The sequence below is a fragment of the Mycobacteroides sp. CBMA 271 genome, assembly GCF_009729205.1.
GTDB lineage: Bacteria > Actinomycetota > Actinomycetes > Mycobacteriales > Mycobacteriaceae > Mycobacterium.
On record NZ_VTHB01000008.1, the window covers coordinates 264,942 to 284,949 of the forward strand.

A 20,008-nucleotide genomic window follows, 5' to 3' on the forward strand; every position below is an offset into this window, starting at 1 on the left:
TCCATTGCGTCGGGGCTCCGCAACGAGGCATCTGCCACCTTCTGGTCCGCGGGCATCGCCACGGGTTCTATCGTTGCGGCGATGGCTCTTCACCTGCGCCGGGCCGAGCGGACCGACACGCTTGCCGACGGCTTGGCCCGGCTACTTGCCGAGCCCTTACCCGACCCGTTTGCGCAGGAGTTGGTCCTCGTCCCCGCCAAAGGCATCGAACGGTGGCTGAGCCAACGGCTGTCCGACCGGCTCGGGGTATGCGCGGGGGTGCAGTTTCGGAGCCCGCGCTCGCTCATCGCCGAGATCACTGGCGCCCTCGATGACGACCCGTGGTCCCCCGATGTGTTGGTGTGGCCACTGCTGTCGGTGATCGACGAAAACCTGGACCAGCCCTGGTGTGTGCCGCTGGCCACGCATCTCGGGCGGTTCGAAACCGGTGAAGAGCGTGAGCTGCGGCAGGGGCGGCGCTACGCCGTGGCGCGCCGGCTCGCTGGGCTCTTCGCCTCGTACGCGCGGCAGCGTCCAGACCTGCTGGTCTCGTGGCTCTCTGCCGACCGCGAAGGCGACCCTGTCGAGCGGGACCTTGCCTGGCAGCCTCCGCTGTGGCGGGCGCTGGTTGCCCGTGTCGACGCCGATCCCCCACATGTCCGGCACGTCAAGGTACTCGCGCGGCTGCGGGAGGCTCCGTCGGATCTTCCTACGCGGATATCCCTTTTCGGCCATACCCGGCTTCCGCTCACCGACGTCCAACTACTCGATGCCCTCGCGACGCATCACGACCTGTATCTGTGGTTGCCGCATCCGAGCGATACGCTATGGAGCACGTTGCGTGACGAACTCGGCCCGATTCCGCGACGCGAGGACATCGGCCATCGGTCGGTACACCATCCGCTGCTGGCGACCCTGGGCCGGGATGTGCGTGAACTGCAGCGTGCACTACCCAAGCCTGCATCCGACGAGTACCTGGGTGGCGCAACGTTTCCCGGGACCTTGCTGGGCTGGCTACAGTGCGATCTCGCGGCTGACGAGGTGCGCCCGGACGGGCGGCAGTTAGAAGCCGAGGACCGTTCCGTGCAGGTACATTCCTGCCACGGCCCCGCGCGGCAGATCGACGTGCTGCGTGAGGTGCTGTTGGGCCTACTCGCCGACGATCCGACGTTGGAACCACGCGACGTCCTCGTCATGTGTCCGGACATTGAGACATACGCGCCGTTGATCTCAGCTCGATTCGGCCTCGGCGAGTCGGTACCGGATGCCCACCCTGCACATCAACTGCGGGTGCGTCTCGCCGATCGCGCTCTGGCGCAAACCAATCCGCTGCTGGCCGTGGCCGCGCAGGTGCTGAGCCTGGCCGGCGGACGCGCCACCGCGAGCGAGGTCCTGAATCTGGCGGAGTCCGCACCGGTGCGGGCGCGGTTCGGTTTCACCGACGACGATCTCGACGCGATCACCGCATGGGTTCGTGAGGCGAACATCCGTTGGGGTTTCGATCCGGAGCATCGCGCCCCGTACGGTGTCGACTTCCTGCACAACACATGGCGTTTCGGCATCGACAGGGTGCTGGCCGGGGTCGCGATGTCCGAGGACTCACACGCCTGGCTGGGCGCCACCCTGCCACTCGACGATGTGAGCAGCAACCGGGTCGAGTTGGCGGGCCGGTTCGCCGAGTTCGTTTCTCAGCTTCATACCGCGGTGGATTCGCTGTCCGGAACCCGGCCGCTGGCGCAGTGGTTGTCGTCGCTGTCGACGGGTATCGACATGCTCGCCCAGGATGCCGAGGAGTGGCCGCGCGCCCAAATGTTGCGTGAGTTCGCCGAGAACATCGAGACGGCAGATCCCTCTGTGCTGTTGCAGCTCAGTGACATTCGCGCATTGCTGGACCGCCACCTGGCGGGACGCCCGACGCGCGCCAACTTTCGCACCGGCACCCTGACCGTCTGCACCATGGTGCCCATGCGGTCGGTTCCACACCGCGTCGTCTGCCTCGTCGGGCTCGACGACGGCGTGTTCCCGCGGCTCGGCGCGGTCGACGGGGACGACGCGCTGGCCCGGGACTCGATGACCGGTGAACGCGATATCCGTTCCGAGGACCGGCAGTTGCTGCTCGACGCGATCGGCGCCGCAACGGAGACCCTGGTGCTCACCTACACCGGCGCCAACGAGTACTCCGGGCAGGCCCGACCTCCGGCGGTGCCGCTGGCCGAGCTGCTGGATGCGCTCGACGCCACCACGTCGACGCCGGTACGTGGACGCATTCACGTGACGCATCCGTTGCAGCCGTTCGATGTTCGCAATGTGACACCGGGAGGCGTGGTTCCGGGGCACTCCTTCACCTTCGACACCACCGCATTGACTGCCGCCCGCTCCGCTGCCGGTCACCGCGCCGAGCGGCCAACGTTTATCTCCGGGCCGTTGCCCGCCCCGGCAGTCACCGATGTAGCGCTCACCGACCTCACCGCGTTCTTCAACCACCCCATCAAGGGCTTCTTCCGCGCCCTCGACTACACGCTGCCGTGGGATGTCGACGGGGTGTCCGACGATATGCCCGTCGAGATCGACGCTCTCGAGGAGTGGACGGTGGGCGACCGGATGCTGTCCGACATGCTGCGCGGTATGTCCCCGGCCGATTCGCAACAGGCCGAATGGCGCCGCGGCACATTGCCTCCCGGACAACTCGGCTGGCGCCGAGTCTCGGAGCTACGGGACCGTTGTGCCGCACTGGCCGACGCGACCCGTCACTACCGGACCGCCGACGGCCAGGCCTTCGACATCGACATTGACCTCGGCGGTGGGCGTCGCCTCACCGGCACGGTGCCTGAGGTGTTCGGCGACCGGCTGGTGTCGGTGAGATACTCCAAGCTGGACGGCAAACATCTGCTGCAATCGTGGATTCCCTTGGTGGCATTAGCGGCTCACGATCCCCGACGAGACTGGTCGGCGGTGTGCATCGGCCGCGCCACGCGTGGTCCGACGCCTCTCGCGCGCACGCTCGGACGCCCGGATGACCCCGTTGATGTGCTACGCGACCTGGTAGCCATCTACGACGCGGGGCGGCGCGAGCCGCTGCCGCTACCACTGAAGACCTCGTATGCGTGGGCCGAGGCCCGCACCACGCGCGATGACCCGGAGCTGCAGGCCGGATACCGTTGGCGCTCCAGCAAGTTTCCCGGCGAGGAGGCGGACCCCGCCGTCGAGCGCGCATTCGGCAGGGGCGTGTGGCTGCGTCATCTCATGCAGCCGCTGTTACCCGGCGAAGAGACCGCGGGCGAGACGAACAGGCTGGGCGCCTATGCCGCGCGGTTGTGGCTGCCGCTGCTACGAGCCGAGCTGGGCTCATGAAGCGTTTCGACCTACTGGGTCCGCTTCCCTCCGAGCGCTCCACCACCGTGCTGGAGGCCAGTGCGGGCACCGGAAAGACCTTTGCATTGGCGGGCTTGGTCACCCGGTACGTGGCTGAAGGCGCCGCGGCCCTGGATCAGATGCTGCTGATTACGTTCGGGCGCGCCGCCAGTCAGGAGCTCCGCGACCGGGTCCGCGGCCAAATCGTGGACGCGCTCCGAGCTTTCGACGAGCCGTCGATGGCACGCACGGATCTGACCCAGCACCTCATTTCCGCCGACCAGCCGGCCCGACAGCGTCGGCTCCGCGACGCTCTCGCCGGTTTCGATGCGGCGACCATCGCCACCACCCACCAGTTCTGCCACATCGTTCTGAAATCCCTTGGCGTGGCCGGCGACAGCGATTCCGGTGTCACACTCGTGGAAAACCTGGACGACCTGGTGTGCGAGATCGTCAACGATCGGTATCTGACCCATTTCGGTCGGGAACGTGACAATCCTCCGCTGAGCTATCCGGTGGCACTGCGGCTGGCCCGAGAGGTGGTGCGCAACCCCGCCACCCAGCTGCGTCCACTGGAACCGGAAGCCGATTCCTACGCGCTGGCCGCGCTGACCTTCGCGCGGGATGTACTGGAACAGCTGGAGATCCGCAAGCGCCGACGCGGCGTCCTGGGATTCGACGACCTGCTGACCCGGCTCGCGGACGCACTGGACGCCGACGACTCCCCCGCGCGAACGCGAATGCATCAGCGGTGGCCCATCGTCATGGTGGACGAGTTCCAGGACACCGACCCGGTGCAATGGCAGGTACTTGAGCGGGCCTTCTCCGGGCGATCCACACTGATCCTGATCGGCGACCCCAAGCAGGCTATCTACGCCTTCCGCGGTGGGGACATCGACACCTATCTGCGGGCGTCCGCTACGGCCGGGGACAAGCAGACACTGGGCACCAACTGGCGTAGCGACGCCGCGCTGGTCGATCGGCTGCAGGCGGTGCTGCGCGGCGCACAGCTCGGCGGCCCGGACATCGTCGTCCACGATGTGGAAGCACATCACCAGGGGCATCGACTATCCGGCGCCCGGCGCAATGACCCGTTCCGGCTGCGGGTCGTATCACGAAATCGCGAGGGCATCAAGGTAATTGCCATTGCAGATCTGCGGCGGCACATCGGCAAGGACCTCGCCGCTGACATCGGGGCGCTGCTGGCCAGTGGGGCCACCTTCGACGGCCGGCCGCTGCAGGCCCGGGACATCGCGGTGATCGTCGAGGCCCACGCTGACGCACGCGCGTGCTTCTCTGCACTGTCCGAGGCGGGGATTCCTGCCGTCTACACCGGCGACACCGATGTGTTCAGTTCCGATGCGGCGCAGGATTGGTTGTATCTGCTGGAGGCGTTCGACCAACCGCACCGCAGCGGCCTGGTACGGGCGGCCGGGGCGACAGTGTTCTTCGGCGAGACAGCGGAAACTCTTGCGGCAGGCGGTGAATCACTGACCGATGAGATCGCGGCGACGCTGCGCATGTGGGCCGGGCGGGCACGTGAGCGCGGCGTTGCGGCAGTGTTCGAGGCCGCGCAGCTCGCCGGCATGGGCCGGCGGGTGTTGTCCTGGCGGGGCGGCGAGCGGACGATGACCGACCTTGCGCATATCACGGAAGTCCTGCAGGAGACGGCACACCGGAAGGGTTACGGGCTGGCAGCGCTGCGGGATTGGTTGCGCACACAGTGCTCGGAAAGGGGCGCCGCGGCCGAGCGAAACCGGCGGTTGGACAGCGACGCCGCGGCGGTGCAGATCATGACGGTGTGGGTGAGCAAGGGCTTGCAATTCCCCATCGTCTATCTGCCGTTCTCGTTCAATCGACATGCCCCGGAACGTGATTACGTGCTCTACCACGAAGACGGGATGCGCTGCCTGCACATCGGCGGCAAAGATGACCCCGAATACTTCACGGCCGACCTATTGGGACGCACCGAGGCCGCCCGCGATGCCAGCCGGCTGACGTATGTCGCGCTGACGCGGGCGCAGTCACAGGTAGTGGCCTGGTGGGCACCGTCATTCGACGAACCCAACGGCGGGCTGTCTCGACTGTTGCGGGGGCGCGCCCCCGGGAATCCACCGGTTCCCGACAAGTGTGCTCCGGCCAAGATTTCCGATGCAGATGCACTGAAGCGGCTGCGGGCCTGGGAAACCGCGGGCGGTCCGTCGATCGAGGAATCGGTGGTTGCCGGATTCGTCCCGGCGGCAATGCCTTCGGTGATCGGCGATCTTGCGGTTCGGGTGTTTGACCGGTCCATCGACACGGTCTGGCGGCGCACCTCGTATTCGGGGTTGCTGCGCGCCGCCGAGGAGGCGGGGGTATCGAGCGAGCCGGAACTCGTCGAGCTGGATGATGAAGTCGACGATATTCCCTTGCGATCGACGCCGACAGGTGTCGACGTGCCGTCGCCGATGGCGGACCTGCCGGCCGGTGCCGCGTTCGGGTCGCTGGTTCACGCGGTGCTGGAAACCGCCGATCCGTTCGCGCCAGACCTGGCCGGGGAACTACACGCCGAGGTGACCAGGCACGCCGAGCGCTGGCCGGTCGAGGTGTCCGCCGCCGAGCTGGCGACCGCGTTGGTGCCGATGCATGACACTCCGCTGGGCCCGCTACTTCCGGGGGTGACGCTGCGCCAGATCGGACTGCCGGACCGGTTGTGCGAGCTAGATTTCGAGTTTCCTCTGGCGGGTGGCGATGCGGCCGGTGGAGCGTTCGCGCGGCTATCCGAGGTGGGATCGCTGCTGCGGGAACATCTTCCGTCCGATGATCCGTTGGCGGTGTACGCGGACCGGCTGACTGGTGCGGCGCTGGGCCGCCAGAGCCTACGCGGATATCTGTCGGGGTCCGTCGATGCGGTGCTGCGGGTCGGTTCGCGGTATGTGGTGGTCGACTACAAGACCAACTGGCTGGGCACCGGCGATGCGCCGCTGACGGCCGCCGACTATTCCCGGCCACGCATGGTGGAGGCCATGTTGCATTCAGACTATCCACTGCAGGCCCTGCTGTATAGCGTTGTGCTGCACCGGTACCTGTCGTGGCGGCTGCCCGAATACCAGCCGGATGAACATCTGGGCGGGACGGCGTATCTCTTCGTGCGCGGGATGTGCGGAGCCCAGACACCGGTAGTGGACGGGCATCCGACCGGGGTGTTCAGCTGGGAACCGCCGGCGGCGTTGGTAGTCGCGCTTTCGGAGCTGTTGTCATGAGGCTGGTGGAGGCGTTCGGCGAGATACTCGAGGCCGCGGATGTGCATGTGGCGCAGCGGCTGACGGCGTTGGTCTCCGAGGCAGACGAGTCCGTGGAGCTGGCCGTTGCGCTGGCGGTGCGGGCGCTGCGCGGTGGGTCGGTGTGTGTGGACCTGCGGGCGGTGGCGGCGCAGGTCGATGACTTGTCGCTGCCATGGCCTGCCGCCTCCGAGTGGTTGGCGGCGGTGCAGGCGAGCCCCTTGGCGGGTGATCCGCCGGTGCTTCGGGTAATGGGTGACCTGCTCTACCTCGACCGGTACTGGCGCGAGGAACAGCAGGTGTGTGAAGACGTGCTGGCGTTGTCTACGGTTTCGGCACCTTCCGAAGTGCCCGGCTATGAGCGACTTTTCCCGCCAGGGTTCGAGGAGCAGCGCGCTGCTGCCGACATAGCGCTGTCGCAAGGTCTTACGGTGTTGACGGGCGGACCGGGCACCGGCAAGACGACGACGGTTGCGCGGCTACTGGCGCTGCTGGCGGAGCAGGCATCGGCGGCGGAACGGCCGCCGCTGCGGATCGCGTTGGCTGCGCCGACAGGTAAGGCGGCTGCTCGGCTGCAGGAGGCGGTACAGCTAGAGGTCAATCGGCTGGATGCGGTGGACCGGTCGCGGCTTGCCGGGTTGCAGGCGACAACGCTGCATCGGCTGCTGGGGTCTCGGCCCGATACGTCGTCGCGGTTTCGGCATCATCGGGGAAACCGGTTGCCGCACGACGTGATTGTGGTGGATGAGACGTCGATGGTGTCGCTGACCATGATGGCGCGGTTGTTGGAGGCGGTGCGTCCAGAGACCCGGCTGCTGTTGGTAGGCGATCCGGACCAGTTGGCCTCGGTGGAGGCTGGGGCGGTGCTGGCGGATCTGGTGGAGGGTCTCGGGGCTGACAAGGTGGCAGCGCTGCGGACATCGCACAGGTTCGGCGAGGCGATCGGCACGCTAGCGGCGGCGGTGCGTGACGGCGATGCGGACCGCGCGCTGGAGGTGCTGGCTTCTGGGGACCAACATGTCGAGTGGTCTACGGATTCGGGCGGTCTGCGCGATGTGCTTGTCCCCCATGCGCTTCGGCTGCGGTCCGCGAGCTTGGCAGGCGATGGTGCGGCCGCGTTGGCCGTGCTCGACGAGCACCGGTTGTTATGTGCGCACCGGCACGGACCGTTCGGGGTGACGCATTGGAACCGTCAGGTCGAGCGGTGGATCACCGAGGAGACGGGCGAACCGCATTGGGCAGCCTGGTACGCGGGACGGCCAATCCTGGTGACATCCAATGACTACGGGCTGCGGCTCTACAACGGGGACACCGGTGTGACGGTCGCTGGGCCCGACGGGTTGCGCGCGGTGATCGGCTCGGCGTCATTTGCGCCTAGTCGGCTGACCGAAGTGGAAACCATGCACGCCATGACGATTCACAAGTCGCAGGGCAGCCAGGCGACCGAAGTGACGGTGCTGCTGCCCTCGGAGGATTCGCGGCTGCTAACGCGGGAGTTGTTCTATACGGCGGTGACGCGCGCGAAGGAGCGGGTGCGGGTGGTGGGCTCGGAGGCCGAGGTGCGGGCCGCGATTAAGCGGCAGGCGGTGCGGGCGTCGGGGTTAGGGAGGAGATTAAGGGCGGATCAACCGTAACCGGCGCAACCACGACGCTATCTGCCCCTGGATCGAGGATAGCCGCACGTCCCAATTCAAGTCATAGGTCCAGACCAAAATGCCATGGCATCTACGCGGGTCGGAATCCCGACGGTTACTTACTCCAGCCGTGACTGGAAGCGGAAGAACACAACCCAGAACGCGGTGAAGACGCGAAGTCCTGTTAGGGCTTTGCGCCCCCGCGCACAACTCTCATCACTGCTTTACCAGGCATCTTTCATTGCCAGCCTCGTCGCGTGCCTACCCTGCGTCCCAACAGACCATCTTCGGAAGAGGCATCAGCGCACATAGTGCGGTGCTGTACTCGTCGTGCGAGTGGTTAGGCACGCGCGTCGCTCAGATACCAAGACCGCGGCATCGCTGAGCAGATGAGCCAGTTCCTTGTTGTCACTATCTTCTCCAGCTCTCTTGATCACACCGTGCGCCGCGGTACTCCTATTTGCTACTGACCAGACGGACCAGAGTCAGGCCGAGCTGCTTTTGCGACATCGACGGTTGCCGAGGTATGACCGCACATGACCGCACTGAACTTTGGGACACCGTCGTCATAGCCAGCGGCACCGTGGGGCAAGTAAAGGGAGAAGGCCAGAATGGTGCCCTTCTCGGGTGACAAGCCCGGGGGTGACTTCCGTGAAGCATCCAGTTCAAATTGCGGGTTCTGTTCTTTTACCAGGTAGACGAGGCCGACGCCGCGCGTCGGTGTCCAGAGCTCTTTGAGCGGGTGCCCCACAGGTGTCTCCGACCCGAGCAATGGACTGATGAAATGCCGGTGCTTGGGATCAGTGATCTCGCCGAATTTCTGGACGAGGTCACCACCGCGGGCCCGACGGTCTCGATTTACAATCCGACGGCTTCCGACTTTGCCGATATCAAGGCTTTGCTTGCCGGGCTGCGGCAGAATCACGAGCAAATCCTTCAGCGGAGACTCGTTCATTCGGGCTAGCCGTCGGATGAACGTCACCCGTGGCCGAACGAATAAACGCTCATACTCGTACATCCACTTCATCTGATTAATCACAGTCAGCAGATCCTTCACCTCGACTACGCCGCTGAAGGCGCGCAGGCTGCCTGCCCCGCCAGCCGGAAACGCGCGGTCGGTGTCGCATTGGGCGAGTGTCGGCCGCCAAAGGTCCAGATTGTGGCGCTGATCGCTGAGTCGGAAGGGGTATCCCGATGGACTCAAAACACGATCGCTCTGCTCCTGCAGAACGGCGTTGAACATCTTGTTACTTGCCGTCGGTTTGAGCCACGGAAGGTGTTGCGAGACAAGGGGTGGTATCTGGGAGGGAAGGACCCGCGGCTTATCACCGTCCCATTCTGCATACTGTGCAAGTTGCTCCCGAAACGCGGCTTCATCGCGGGCGATGGCCTCGAAGGCAGCGTACAAATCCACACGCTGTTTAGCAGTAAATTTTGCATCGCGATCGATGTACAGGCGGACCAAGTCGCGGTAGCCATGACGGAACCCGAACCATCGGCCCATCTGCGTAAGCGAGTCACTCATCTTGACCGTGCGGCGAAAATAGGTGACCGTCAGTCCCTCGACGGTGAACCCACGGCTCAGCTTCGCGCCGCCGACTAGAACTCTCCAGGTGCTGTTTCGGTCGAAATCAAGCTCCTGCTGCTGTTGTTGAATCTGCACATCACTGTTAACGATCAATACCGGATTGTTGTTGTGTTCGGTGATCCGCGCGATCGCCTTCGCGATGTACGGCTTAAGGTGTTCGAACTCAGGCAGCACCGGAACACCGGACTCACAACGAGCCTTGGAAACCACGAGTACATCGGTGCTATATAGCTCACGCAGACGTTTCATCCCGCCCGGTGTCGTAAAACCAGCTTTAGCCCAGACTCTTTGAACGCTGTCGGCTAAGTCTTTCTGTGGGCGGTTTCGAACAGATTCGTGGACCAGCATCGTGTGGTGTTTGAATTCCGCCGCGCCGGTCTGTGCTGCCCGGTACAGCTTGCAGGCTCCGGTCAATACAAACATGTCGAGGGCCTGCCTCAATTCGGCATCACGTTCCTCTTCATCATCGGGGCGTTCCGAAGCCTTCAGATCACGGACGTAGGCCTCGTAGTTGGTTAATACCACGGTTTTCGACTCTTCGACGGGATGCAAATCGTGGAAGTCCTCGACGCCCATGTAGTCAACCGGGCGCGGAAGACTGATGAGAAAGTCCTTAGGATAAATACCGGACGGGTCGCTAGGGTCGACGAAAACATTCGCAAACGGTGTCGCGGTGTATCCGACATACTGGGCGCGTGGCATGAGCTCTAGCATCTCCGCGATCCGCTTGTTGATCGCGCGGCGTTCGATCTCACCGGTTTTCATAGTCTCTGGGTTCACCGTGTTGACTGAGGCTTGGTCGGATTCATCGTCGATTATCAGCACCGGGACTTCAGCGAAAGCCTTTTTGTTCGCTTTCACATTGGCGACAAGTTTCTCTAGCACAGTCGAGTTCTTCTTTGTGACGACTAGGCGCGCGGCGGTTGGCAGCAAATTTACTGGGTCATAGAGTGGCTTGCTGACATCGAATCGTTCGATCTTGAGATTCATAAACTGGTCTTGGTAATCCCGTTTGTGGCGCGTCAGCCGGTTAATGCTGTGCATGACCGCGTCGCCTCGGAAGTTCTGAAATCGGCCATCCCAATCAGGATCGTCTTGATAGTCGATGTGCGCTGCCAGCGCTTCCTCGGGAGTGAGATCGCCGATAATGTTTTGCTTTCCGACAAGCTCCATGTCGATCCGTCGTTGGGTCTGCCCGCGCAGCATTTCGATGGTGCCAGTCATCACAATGACGAGCCGATAGCCGACATCGATCGCTTTCGCGATCACGCCAGTAAAGTTGGCGGTCTTGCCACTTTGCACATATCCAACCACCAAACCTTTGGCCTGGTAGGCCTCGACACGGCTGGGGTCTGCCAGACGCTCCACAACACGGTCAGTCGCCAAATCCAAAGCCGTTACGCTTTTTTCGGGCCACTCACGCACGCTCAGGAGATAATCTCGGTAATGTGGCCAGTAGAAGCTGCCAGCGCTGGCACGCTGCGGCGTGTACCACTTCTCCCACGGCGCGGTAACCACGATAGTGCGGTCAACGTAAACCGGTCGCCTCTGCAGCAACGCGCCCGCACCAGCGGTATCGATTCCCAGTTGTATACAGATCAACGCCCGCCGGGCGGCAGTCGATGGTTCTGTGCCCTTGGTCCAATCCACCGTCGCAGCCGACGCATCCCATTTATGTACTTGGAGGCCCAGCGCCGTCAGAAACGGATCTGTGGCTGCGGACTGCATTATCAACTTGGTCAGATCGGAAGCATCGACCTGCGTGTCGTGATCGCTGGCCTCAGCCTGGACCCGCGCGATGAGGTTTTTGGGTCGGTCGCCAGCGATCGCTTTCAGTTGTTGCAGGAACGCGATTTTCAGCCAGTCGGAAGTCATTTCATAAACCCTGTTATGTCGATTGGAAATAGTGATTGATGGACGGGCAATCCCTCAAGGGAGATTCGGTAGTGGACGTCCTCAACGCGCTGTGACGCCGGGACAGAGCTAAACAGACGAGCGGTGGTCAGCGCGGGGAATCCCTCGTCGACATGAAAAAAGGCTGCTAGCGTACGGAACCTCCAGTGCGTGCCGTATAGATCAGCGTGGCCGTCGTAATAGCCTGCGGCCTCCAGCATTTGGTTGAGCTGCACACCCGGCATACCCGGGAACGCACGCGTCGCATCGACAAGATCAAGAAGGCTGGCGGTTACTTCAGCTCCAGGCGCGGTGAGCTGTATCGATACCACGAACAGTGGCCTGCCTGGTGAAGCGGTCAACTGCGTCAGACTGTTAATCCAGTGCGTGCGTTTCTCTGCCAAGGTGGTCTTGATCTCCAGATCACAAAGGGGCAGGCCGAAGTCGTGCTCTTCGCGGTCTGGGCCACGCCACGCTTGCAAGGCATTTCGCGCATTGGTGTAGTGCGCCAGGGACAGCAGCGCCGCCAGCTCTCCAAACAGGCCAACCTGCTCCTCCGTGGATAGCCCGCTCCGTCCCGCCAGTATTTCTCCCAATCCCCTCAGAACGGCGTGAACGGCGTCCGCGAAGCTGTCGCCACGTAGCTGGACTCTGTCCACGATTGCGCAGAGCACGGGATAGATTTCCGCGAGATTGTTGTCGTACGTGACATTGAGTGTGTGCCACATCGTTCCGCCGTGATCCTCCAAGTAATAGTCGAGGTTCGCGAGGGAGTGGACATCGGGACCGTCAACGTTGCTTGTGGCCTGAACAACCAGTGCCATGACTCGATCGGTGGGTGAGATCTGGATTCGACTCGACGGATTTCCTTCCACCGAGAAACTCCCAGCTACACCTTGCTGTGCATAGTCCTGAATGACTGCGCACGGTGTATGGCGGCCGTCCTGAGATGTGGACGTAGACACAACTACTGGTACTTCTGTTCAGCTTGGGCCGCAATTGTCAGCACTTCAGTCCAAAACTGTTGATTCTCTTTGTCTTTCGGCCCCATCGCCTGCCCGCGGAATAAGTCCTCGAACAGCAGGAAGAGTAGGGTCTTCACGAGCGGGGCGTCATTGACGTTGCCCGCGTCGCCGTGAAGGATCACCGCCTTGTATTTGTCGTTCAGCCACAACGTCCGATTCCTTCGGTCCACCAACACAAAGTCGCTGCCCGGCAAGTACTTCCAGCGGATACGGACGGGCTCTTGTCCTTCCAACAGCGGCGACCCACATTTGATTGTCCGCCTGACGTCTGGATCCAAGCCTTGCCCGGGCGGAAGGATCTTCGTGCGCTTGGGTTGCCAAGCGTTCCCTTCCTTAACCGCCTGCCCGGCATCGTCGAGATAGCTTTGAAACGTGGTACCTCGTCCGTCTGAGGCCTGCTCGATCGCATGCACGAGGTCCTGCGTGAGTTGAACACCAGACTTTTCGACGCTCATCTTGAAGGCGTCAAGGTTGTCATCGATATCGACCGCGACACGCGCCAGTTTGTACGACTTGTTCTCTTGCCGCACCCCAGCCCATCCCCCTGCCATCAGAAGTCGGTCGTTGCGATACAGGTATAGGCCCTGAAAACTGTCGACCGGTTTGCCGTACAGTCGGTACTGCGGCGAATCCGAGCGCGCTGGCCAGAGATGACACGACATCGTCACAGATCGGTGCGGGGTCTGCGCTACAAGCTTTTTCGGGTAACCGGGAACGCCAGTCCTCGCGTACCCGAAGGGGTCTATCGGGTTAACGATCTGCGCGAGCCCGTCCTCACCCTCGGTGAGATCGTGCACATCGATAGTGATCGCGACTTCATGTCGCGCGAGTAACCGGTGATACACCATGCCCAGGTGGCGGCTCAGCGCCAGGACCTCCTTGTCAAGGTATGCGTCAGTCTGCGCCGCGTCTTTAGAACGTGGGAATCCGCGGACGTCGTCCCATTGCACGACCGTGCCTGTCTTCGCGGGAGCGACCAGTGGCAGAAGGCCGGAGAGATGGCGTTCTACCGCGTGGGACTCCAACACTTCGACTTCGAAATCGCCTGCCTTCTCGCGATACATACGCCGGCCTTGAGCCTCAGCCCCCGCGCCTCGCGACATCACCGTTAACGTCGAAGCTTGTCCGAAAGACGCCGACTTCAAACCCATGCCGTAGAACCCATAGCTGGACTTGGATCGCTCTTTGGGTCGACCCAGCTTCATTGCGCTGTCGATACGCACTTCGTCCATGCCGCTGCCGTTGTCGATAATGAGCAGTTGCACGGCCCGCCCACGGCGCAGGATGAACCGTATTCGGACATCGTCGGCGTGGGCATCCAAGCTGTTATCGACGAGGTCGGCGAGCGCTGCCTCGAAACTCTGATTCAGCCCAAGGGCCCTGAAGATACCGGGATCGGGGGGCACGTTGATCCGTCGAACAGATTCGATCGGGGTAATCCAGTCAACGCTCACAGTCTCATCCATCCGTCACCAACGCTCTGGACGAGTTCTCCAGTGCGCAGGTGACGAATTGATCCACCCTCTGACCACCACCAACCCGCCCTCATGTCAACGGCAAATCCAGATTCGCAGAACCAAGATCCACGTTCCACGAGTTTGTACCATTCGCCACCGTCAAGTAGCGGCTAGTCGGTCGAAATAGTTGCCTCATACAGGCAACGCTGCACTAGAGACCCATTTCGCGTCGACCTTCGACGACGGCGCGGATTCGACACGCGGCCGCTTCTACATCCTCGTGCTCCCACACACGAACACTCACCCAGCCAGCTTCCGCAAGTCGACGATCAGTGTCCCGGTCTCGCGCTCTGTTCGCTTCTACCTTCGCAGCCCAGAACGCGAAGTTCGTCACTGCGACGGTGTGGTGATCGGGGCACCCGTGCCAGAAACATCCGTCCATGAAGACTGCGACCCTGACCTTGGTGAACACGAGGTCCGCGGTGCGTCTCACCTGCTTCAGCGGACGCGACCCGACCCTGTAACGGAGCCCCAAGGCGTGAACGGCCGACCGCAGGACGAGTTCAGGCTGGGTGTCTCTGCCCTTGTTCGACTGCATGCTCGCCCGTACTCCGGGAGATGAAGCCCACGACTCGGCCACCTACCAAGAGTAGAGACGATAAGCCTCCCAGGACGGCACCAATCCGCTCGATGGCTGTCAACTTTCATTGTCCACACTGTCCCAAAGCAGGTCGCGTGACTGTCCCCAAGCAGATCGCGTGCCGGTCGCGCATCTTGTCGGTGGTCCGCCGTACGATTCCTACGTGCCCACAGTGATTGACCTGTTCGCAGGCTGCGGCGGCATGACCAGCGGTTTCACCGCTGAGGGGTTCACTCCGACGCTTGCCGTCGAATGGGACCTCTACGCCGCGGCCACCTACGCCGCGAACTTCGGAGAAGATCACACACTCTGGTGCGACATCGCCACCGTCAAATCCTCGGCAATCCCGAGAGCAGACATTGTTATCGGCGGCCCGCCGTGTCAAGGATTTTCGAATCTGGGGTCCAAGGATGTCAACGACCCGCGCAATCAGCTGTGGCGGGAATACCTGAGAGTCGTCAAATCGTCTAACCCGAAGGTGTTCGTAATCGAGAACGTCGATCGGTTCATGCGCGCACCGGAATTCGAACTGCTGCTCGACGAAGCCGAGCACGGCGTCCTTTCTCGATACGATCTCAGATATGGCCACCTGAACGCCGCCGATTTTGGAGTCGGACAGCGACGCATCCGCACAATCATCATCGGCTCACGAATTGGGCCGATCGAACTACCGGACGCCACTCACGCCCGCCAACCGGCATCGCGTGGCATCAAGCGCTGGGTGACGACAAAGCGGCGTATCGGCAATGTCCCGGAGGAACCTCTATCTACGGCGCTACCGGCGTCGACGGTGGAGTTCTTCGGCAAAGTCGTACCCGGCACATTCAAGGGGCTAGACATCCATCTGGGAAGAAACCCGACCGACTTATCGCGACAGCGATATGCCCATGTGCCGCCTGGCGGCGGGCGCTTCGACGTGCCGGAACACCTTCTTCCACGCTGCTGGCGCGAGAAGCCAACGGGGACAACTGATGTGATGGGCCGCATGCGATGGGACATGCCTTCTCATACGATCAGGACCGAGTTCTTCAAGCCGGAGAAGGGCGCTTACCTTCATCCGCAGTGGGATGAAGGTGGCCGTCACCGCGTCAATCGTCCGATCACGCATTACGAGGCTGCTTTGCTCCAAGACTTCCCCGAGAAGTACCTCTGGTGCGGATCAAAGATCCAGATTGCCAAGCAAATCGGAAATGCGGTACCAGCTGGCCTGGCACAGGCCATAGCCTCGCACATCAAAGGTTATTTGTAGGCCATCACCAGAGTGCGAGGGTTTCCGCGAGATCGCTGTACGGTCGGACTCGACCTTGGCTCGTAACCTCGTTCCATGCGTCCACCTGGTCGACAGAAATCTGGTTGCAAAGCGCCAGTTTCACGACTGCATCGTCGAGCGCATCGAAAGCGATGTGGTACACCGCGTCGACCTCGCCGGTGCCCCGTGCGATCGCAGCAAGCCGGCTCGGCAACGGCTCGGCTGTGACCGTCACAAGGTGTGGCAGACGTTCTCGGCGATGCCGAATCATCTGATTGTTCTCGTGCCGAATGTTCTGGACCCTATCGCTACGGATCGTCCATTTACATGAGATGGCGGCATGAAGGAATGGCGGCTCATCAGGATATCGAGCCGGGAGCCCCACCACCACATCCGGTTTGATGATGTAATCCGTTCCCAAAGTAGTCCGCAGTTCCGCGTTCTCCCTAACTAACTGATCGACCTTCTTCAGGTGGTCGTACTGCAAGAAATCAGTGATCGGACGGCTCAATTCATTGACTATCCAATTACGTGCGGAATCGCGCATAGGCAAATCCCGCTTGAGTGTCGACGCAACGGCAAGTTCAAGGGGGCGTCCGCTTTGTGGGTTTGCCACGCCAGACGCAACGCCACGGGAGACACCGAGTTCGTCGAGGATCGCCGCAGACAGCGCCACTGACGCAGCATTATCGCTGTCTGCTGTATTCGGCACAAGACCTGAACCATTGCGCTTCTCTTTCCAGCCGAGAAGTGCGGCGGCGAAAGGAGCATTCACGGTAACACTTCGCAGTATGGAGGCACCGTCCGATCCTACGTGCGGCCGTCCTCCCCGATCAGAGTTGCCCCTCGGCCTGCCGGGTGCCGCCCAAACTCGGCGCGGGTGCACCGCGTAGGCCGCGGAGTAAACCATCTGGCGCATCACTTCGGCCTCGGCTTGACCACGCGGCACCTCGAGCCTCGCTGTTGCACTGTCGAATCCACCACCGTTCGGAACAGCGGGTAGAAGTACATAGCCGCACTTCACTGCTCAAGCGAGACCGTCGGCAGAGAACAGCGCCTGGTAAGGATGTCCAATATGGCAGGTCATCCACATCACCACTACGTACAGTCACACTACAATTTCTCCCGCGGTCCAAGCCGCCCCCAAACTTCCTAGCGTCACGGCACAACGTTTTCCACGACCGATCGCTCCGCACAATTCGAAGCCATTTCGAGACAGCGGTCAAGAGTTGGATCCCAACGACAGCTCACCAATCACCTCGCACGCTCCGTAGACGAGAACCTTGCAGAAGATTCATGCGCTGCTCAACTAATGCGTATGGCAACCTCCCTGGCCCACCGTAGCCAACACCCAACTGCCCGGCCCTGCGAGAAGGAAATCCTGATCGAGAGATTTAAGGAGTTCCGAACAGCAGGTAGAACCGGATCGTTGATGGCGGATCTGTGATCTCTCCGACCCATCCGGCACACTGGCATAGACACTCCCCGACCGCAGCCGCGCTAGGACAGATACACAGATGACGCAACCGCAGTACCCCCAGGGCCAGTACCAGCAGCCTCAGCAGCAGTTTCCCGGATACCAGCAGCCGGGCGTCTACGGCCCGCCTCCCGGTGGCTACGCCCCCACGCCGAAGCCACCCCGCCCACCCATGTCCCCACAGCAGAAGGCGCTGGCCGTCGTCGGCGGCTCGCTCGCCGTCTTCCTGGTCGCCCTGCTGATCCTCGGCCTCGCCACGTCCAAGTCCAGCACCGAGACGACGGCCGCCCCCGACCAGATCGTCAACAGCCAAGACTCGGACACCGGCAACGAGCAGGACGTCAAGGCCATAAAGCAGACCATCGCCGGCATGGCCGAGGCCGCGAAGGCCAATGACTTCAAGAAGATGCTCACCTTTTTCTGCGCCAAGTACCGCGATGCGCTTAAAGACCTCGCCGGCAGCGGCAAGGCGCCCGACCTCAGCTCGCTCACGAAATCCGATAACGGCCCCTCGAAGATCACCGGCATCGACATCAAGGGCGATACCGCCGTCCTGCACGTCACCGACGCCAAGGGTAAGCACGACATCGAGTTCGCGAGGGAAAGCGGAAGCTGGAAGTTCTGCCCGAAGATCAAGTAGCCCCACTCACCCGCGAGTGGATTCCCCCGTGGCCGTTGGATATTCGACGGACACTCGGCATCCACCGCCGCGGATCGGGCGACCCGACATACCGAATCTCCCCGGGTGGATCCATCACTCGGGCCTCGCACACCCCCGATGGCCCTGGGGTGCTGACGATTTCACGCGAAGACAAGACCGTCGTCGGCCGGGCGTACGGTGACGGTGCCGAATGGCTCCTCGATCGCCTTCCGCGCCTTCTGGGTGCCGACGACGAGCCAGAAGCTCTGATCCCTAAACACGACGCCGTCACCGCCCTCATCCGGGGCGCGACCGGCGTGCGCCTCGGCGCCACCGACCGCGTTTGGGAATCGCTCGTCCCCGCCGTGCTGGAACAGAAGGTGCCGGGCGCCGAGGCCTGGCGGGCCTGGCGCTACCTGATCGACCGCTTCGGTGTCGATCTCAATGACGCCAAGGCGCCTCCGCCCCAACGGGAATGGCTGGACATCCCTTCCTGGGAATGGCACAAATCCGGCATCGAACCCGTCCGCATGCACACCCTGCGGGCCGCCGCCCACGCCGATGTCGAAACCAAACCCCAGCACCTACAGGCGATCCGCGGCATCGGGCCATGGACCGAGGCCGAAGTAAGAGCGCGCGCGCTCGGAGATCCAGACGCCGTCCCCGTCGGCGACTATCACATCGCCGGCCAGGTGGGCCTGGCGCTCGCCGGTCGAAAAACCAACGACGCCGAGATGCTGGAGCTCCTGGAACCCTATGCCGGGCAACGCTATCGCGTCATCCGGCTCATCGAGCTCGTCGCGCCCAAACCCACCCGGCGCGGCTCGCGCATGCCGGTCCGCGACTACCGAAGCTTCTAGCCCGCCAGGTGGGCCGAGAGCAGCCACGCCGCAATGGACGCGCGTCCATCGGGCTCCACCTCATGCGCCGCGAAGCCCTTCGCGAGACCCGGCTCGAACCCCTGGAAGTTGGCATAGATCTTCGCCGGACGGATCTCGTCGATGACCCAGTACTTTGAAACCACATCGCGCAGTTCGTTTTCCGTGACGGCCTTGACAGGTGATTCGGCCGGGAACGCCGCGCGATCGAAAACCAGGACGTAGTAACGCGCGCCGGGCGCGGCGGCGCGCACGATCGAACGCTGGTAGCCGTCACGCAATTCGACGGGCATCGAGTGGAACAACGTCGAATCGATGATGGTGTCGAAGCGACCGTCGTACCCGGTGAACGCCGAGATATCGGCGACCGCGAAGCGCGCATTCGGTAGACCGCGCTCTGCGGCATAGCCTTTCGCCAGTTCAATGGCCTTGGGCGAGGAGTCCAGCCCGACAGTGGCGTGCCCGACTTCGGCGAGATACAGCGAGGTCGCCGCCTCGCCGCAGCCTGCATCCAGCACCACACCGCGCACCTTGCCCTCGGCGATCAGTGTCGCAATTTCGGGCTGCGGCTCACCGATACTCCACGGCGGTCGCACACCCAATCCGTCGGGACGCTCGCCGCGGTACGCAGCATCAAACTCAAGATCGAAATCTTCTGTAGCGGCCTTCTCAGTCATACCCCCAGAGTGTCAATCCGACTGACATATGTCAAGGGTACTGACATTAAATTTGGAAGGCAATTGCCAGAAACGTCCTCAGCCGCCAAAATGGAGCGATGAGCAATGACGAGGGGGGCGTCACGCCATCGCCGCTACCCCCGGGACCCCCGCCCGCCTACCCTCCTGCAGCCCCTGGCTATCCCCCTCCTCCCGGCTACGGATACCCGCCCCCGGGTGCCGGATATCAGCCCGCGCCGCCGGGATACCAGAATCCGCCG

At 62.7% G+C, this 20,008-nt stretch carries 12 protein-coding genes; 6 read left to right on the forward strand and 6 right to left on the reverse strand.

Annotated features, from left to right (window positions below):
- Window positions 1–81 precede the first annotated feature (81 nt).
- From recC to recD, 3 genes are read left to right on the forward strand one after another with little or no spacing between them, the layout of a single operon-like run.
- Window positions 82–3,330 carry an exodeoxyribonuclease V subunit gamma gene (gene recC, locus FZI91_RS21315; protein WP_155941075.1) on the forward strand — a complete coding sequence of 1,083 codons (3,249 nt, stop codon included), beginning with the start codon at window positions 82–84 and terminating at the stop codon, window positions 3,328–3,330.
- Window positions 3,327–6,572: an exodeoxyribonuclease V subunit beta gene (gene recB / locus FZI91_RS21320; protein ID WP_155941076.1), complete on the forward strand. Its 3,246-nt coding sequence runs from the start codon at window positions 3,327–3,329 to the stop codon at window positions 6,570–6,572. Before recC ends, recB begins: the two co-directional genes overlap by 4 nt.
- Window positions 6,569–8,224 (forward strand): exodeoxyribonuclease V subunit alpha, encoded by a 1,656-nt coding sequence (recD, locus tag FZI91_RS21325; RefSeq protein WP_155941077.1) that lies wholly within the window; start codon window positions 6,569–6,571, stop codon window positions 8,222–8,224. The genes recB and recD overlap by 4 nt, the downstream gene beginning before the upstream one ends.
- Window positions 8,225–8,687: 463 nt before the next feature.
- Here the strand turns inward: recD and FZI91_RS21330 are convergent, their stop codons facing one another.
- From FZI91_RS21330 to FZI91_RS21345, 4 genes are all read right to left on the reverse strand, one after another.
- Window positions 8,688–11,687, reverse strand: a complete 3,000-nt coding sequence (locus FZI91_RS21330; protein WP_155941078.1) for a Z1 domain-containing protein — start codon at window positions 11,685–11,687, stop codon at window positions 8,688–8,690.
- Window positions 11,684–12,529, reverse strand: a complete 846-nt coding sequence (locus tag FZI91_RS21335; protein ID WP_155941079.1) for a PD-(D/E)XK motif protein — start codon at window positions 12,527–12,529, stop codon at window positions 11,684–11,686. The genes FZI91_RS21330 and FZI91_RS21335 overlap by 4 nt, the downstream gene beginning before the upstream one ends.
- 143 nt (window positions 12,530–12,672) lie before the next feature.
- Window positions 12,673–14,184 (reverse strand): ATP-binding protein, encoded by a 1,512-nt coding sequence (locus tag FZI91_RS21340; RefSeq protein ID WP_162526642.1) that lies wholly within the window; start codon window positions 14,182–14,184, stop codon window positions 12,673–12,675.
- A gap of 214 nt (window positions 14,185–14,398) precedes the next feature.
- Window positions 14,399–14,785, reverse strand: coding sequence for a very short patch repair endonuclease (locus FZI91_RS21345; RefSeq protein ID WP_155941207.1), 387 nt, complete (start codon window positions 14,783–14,785; stop codon window positions 14,399–14,401).
- A 160-nt stretch (window positions 14,786–14,945) separates the two neighbouring features.
- Between FZI91_RS21345 and FZI91_RS21350 the strand changes: the two genes are divergently transcribed.
- Entirely contained in the window at window positions 14,946–16,076 is a 1,131-nt protein-coding gene (locus FZI91_RS21350; protein ID WP_313884543.1) for a DNA cytosine methyltransferase, read from the forward strand.
- A gap of 4 nt (window positions 16,077–16,080) precedes the next feature.
- On the opposite strand, the gene FZI91_RS21355 is transcribed toward FZI91_RS21350, so the two are convergent.
- On the reverse strand, window positions 16,081–16,851 hold the full coding sequence (locus tag FZI91_RS21355; protein WP_162526643.1) for an NgoMIV family type II restriction endonuclease: 771 nt from the start codon (window positions 16,849–16,851) through the stop codon (window positions 16,081–16,083).
- A 742-nt stretch (window positions 16,852–17,593) separates the two neighbouring features.
- Here FZI91_RS21355 and FZI91_RS21360 point away from each other — a divergent pair.
- Window positions 17,594–18,193: a hypothetical protein gene (locus FZI91_RS21360; protein WP_155941081.1), complete on the forward strand. Its 600-nt coding sequence runs from the start codon at window positions 17,594–17,596 to the stop codon at window positions 18,191–18,193.
- A 35-nt stretch (window positions 18,194–18,228) separates the two neighbouring features.
- On the forward strand, window positions 18,229–19,053 hold the full coding sequence (locus FZI91_RS21365) for a DNA-3-methyladenine glycosylase (RefSeq protein WP_155941082.1): 825 nt from the start codon (window positions 18,229–18,231) through the stop codon (window positions 19,051–19,053).
- Here FZI91_RS21365 and FZI91_RS21370 read toward each other — a convergent pair.
- Window positions 19,050–19,748, reverse strand: coding sequence for a class I SAM-dependent methyltransferase (locus FZI91_RS21370; RefSeq protein ID WP_155941083.1), 699 nt, complete (start codon window positions 19,746–19,748; stop codon window positions 19,050–19,052). The genes FZI91_RS21365 and FZI91_RS21370 overlap by 4 nt on opposite strands.
- Between the last annotated feature and the right edge of the window lie 260 nt (window positions 19,749–20,008).

What these genes read in the sequence shown, in the direction of transcription:
- recD (WP_155941077.1), top strand. Translation starts at nt 6,569, where the DNA reads ATGAGGCTGGTGGAGGCGTTCGGCGAGATACTCGAGGCCGCGGATGTG.
- FZI91_RS21330 (WP_155941078.1), bottom strand. Translation starts at nt 11,687, where the DNA reads ATGACTTCCGACTGGCTGAAAATCGCGTTCCTGCAACAACTGAAAGCG.
- FZI91_RS21360 (WP_155941081.1), top strand. Translation starts at nt 17,594, where the DNA reads ATGACGCAACCGCAGTACCCCCAGGGCCAGTACCAGCAGCCTCAGCAG.
- FZI91_RS21370 (WP_155941083.1), bottom strand. Translation starts at nt 19,748, where the DNA reads ATGACTGAGAAGGCCGCTACAGAAGATTTCGATCTTGAGTTTGATGCT.
- recC (WP_155941075.1), top strand. Translation starts at nt 82, where the DNA reads ATGGCTCTTCACCTGCGCCGGGCCGAGCGGACCGACACGCTTGCCGAC.
- FZI91_RS21335 (WP_155941079.1), bottom strand. Translation starts at nt 12,529, where the DNA reads ATGGCACTGGTTGTTCAGGCCACAAGCAACGTTGACGGTCCCGATGTC.
- recB (WP_155941076.1), top strand. Translation starts at nt 3,327, where the DNA reads ATGAAGCGTTTCGACCTACTGGGTCCGCTTCCCTCCGAGCGCTCCACC.
- FZI91_RS21345 (WP_155941207.1), bottom strand. Translation starts at nt 14,785, where the DNA reads ATGCAGTCGAACAAGGGCAGAGACACCCAGCCTGAACTCGTCCTGCGG.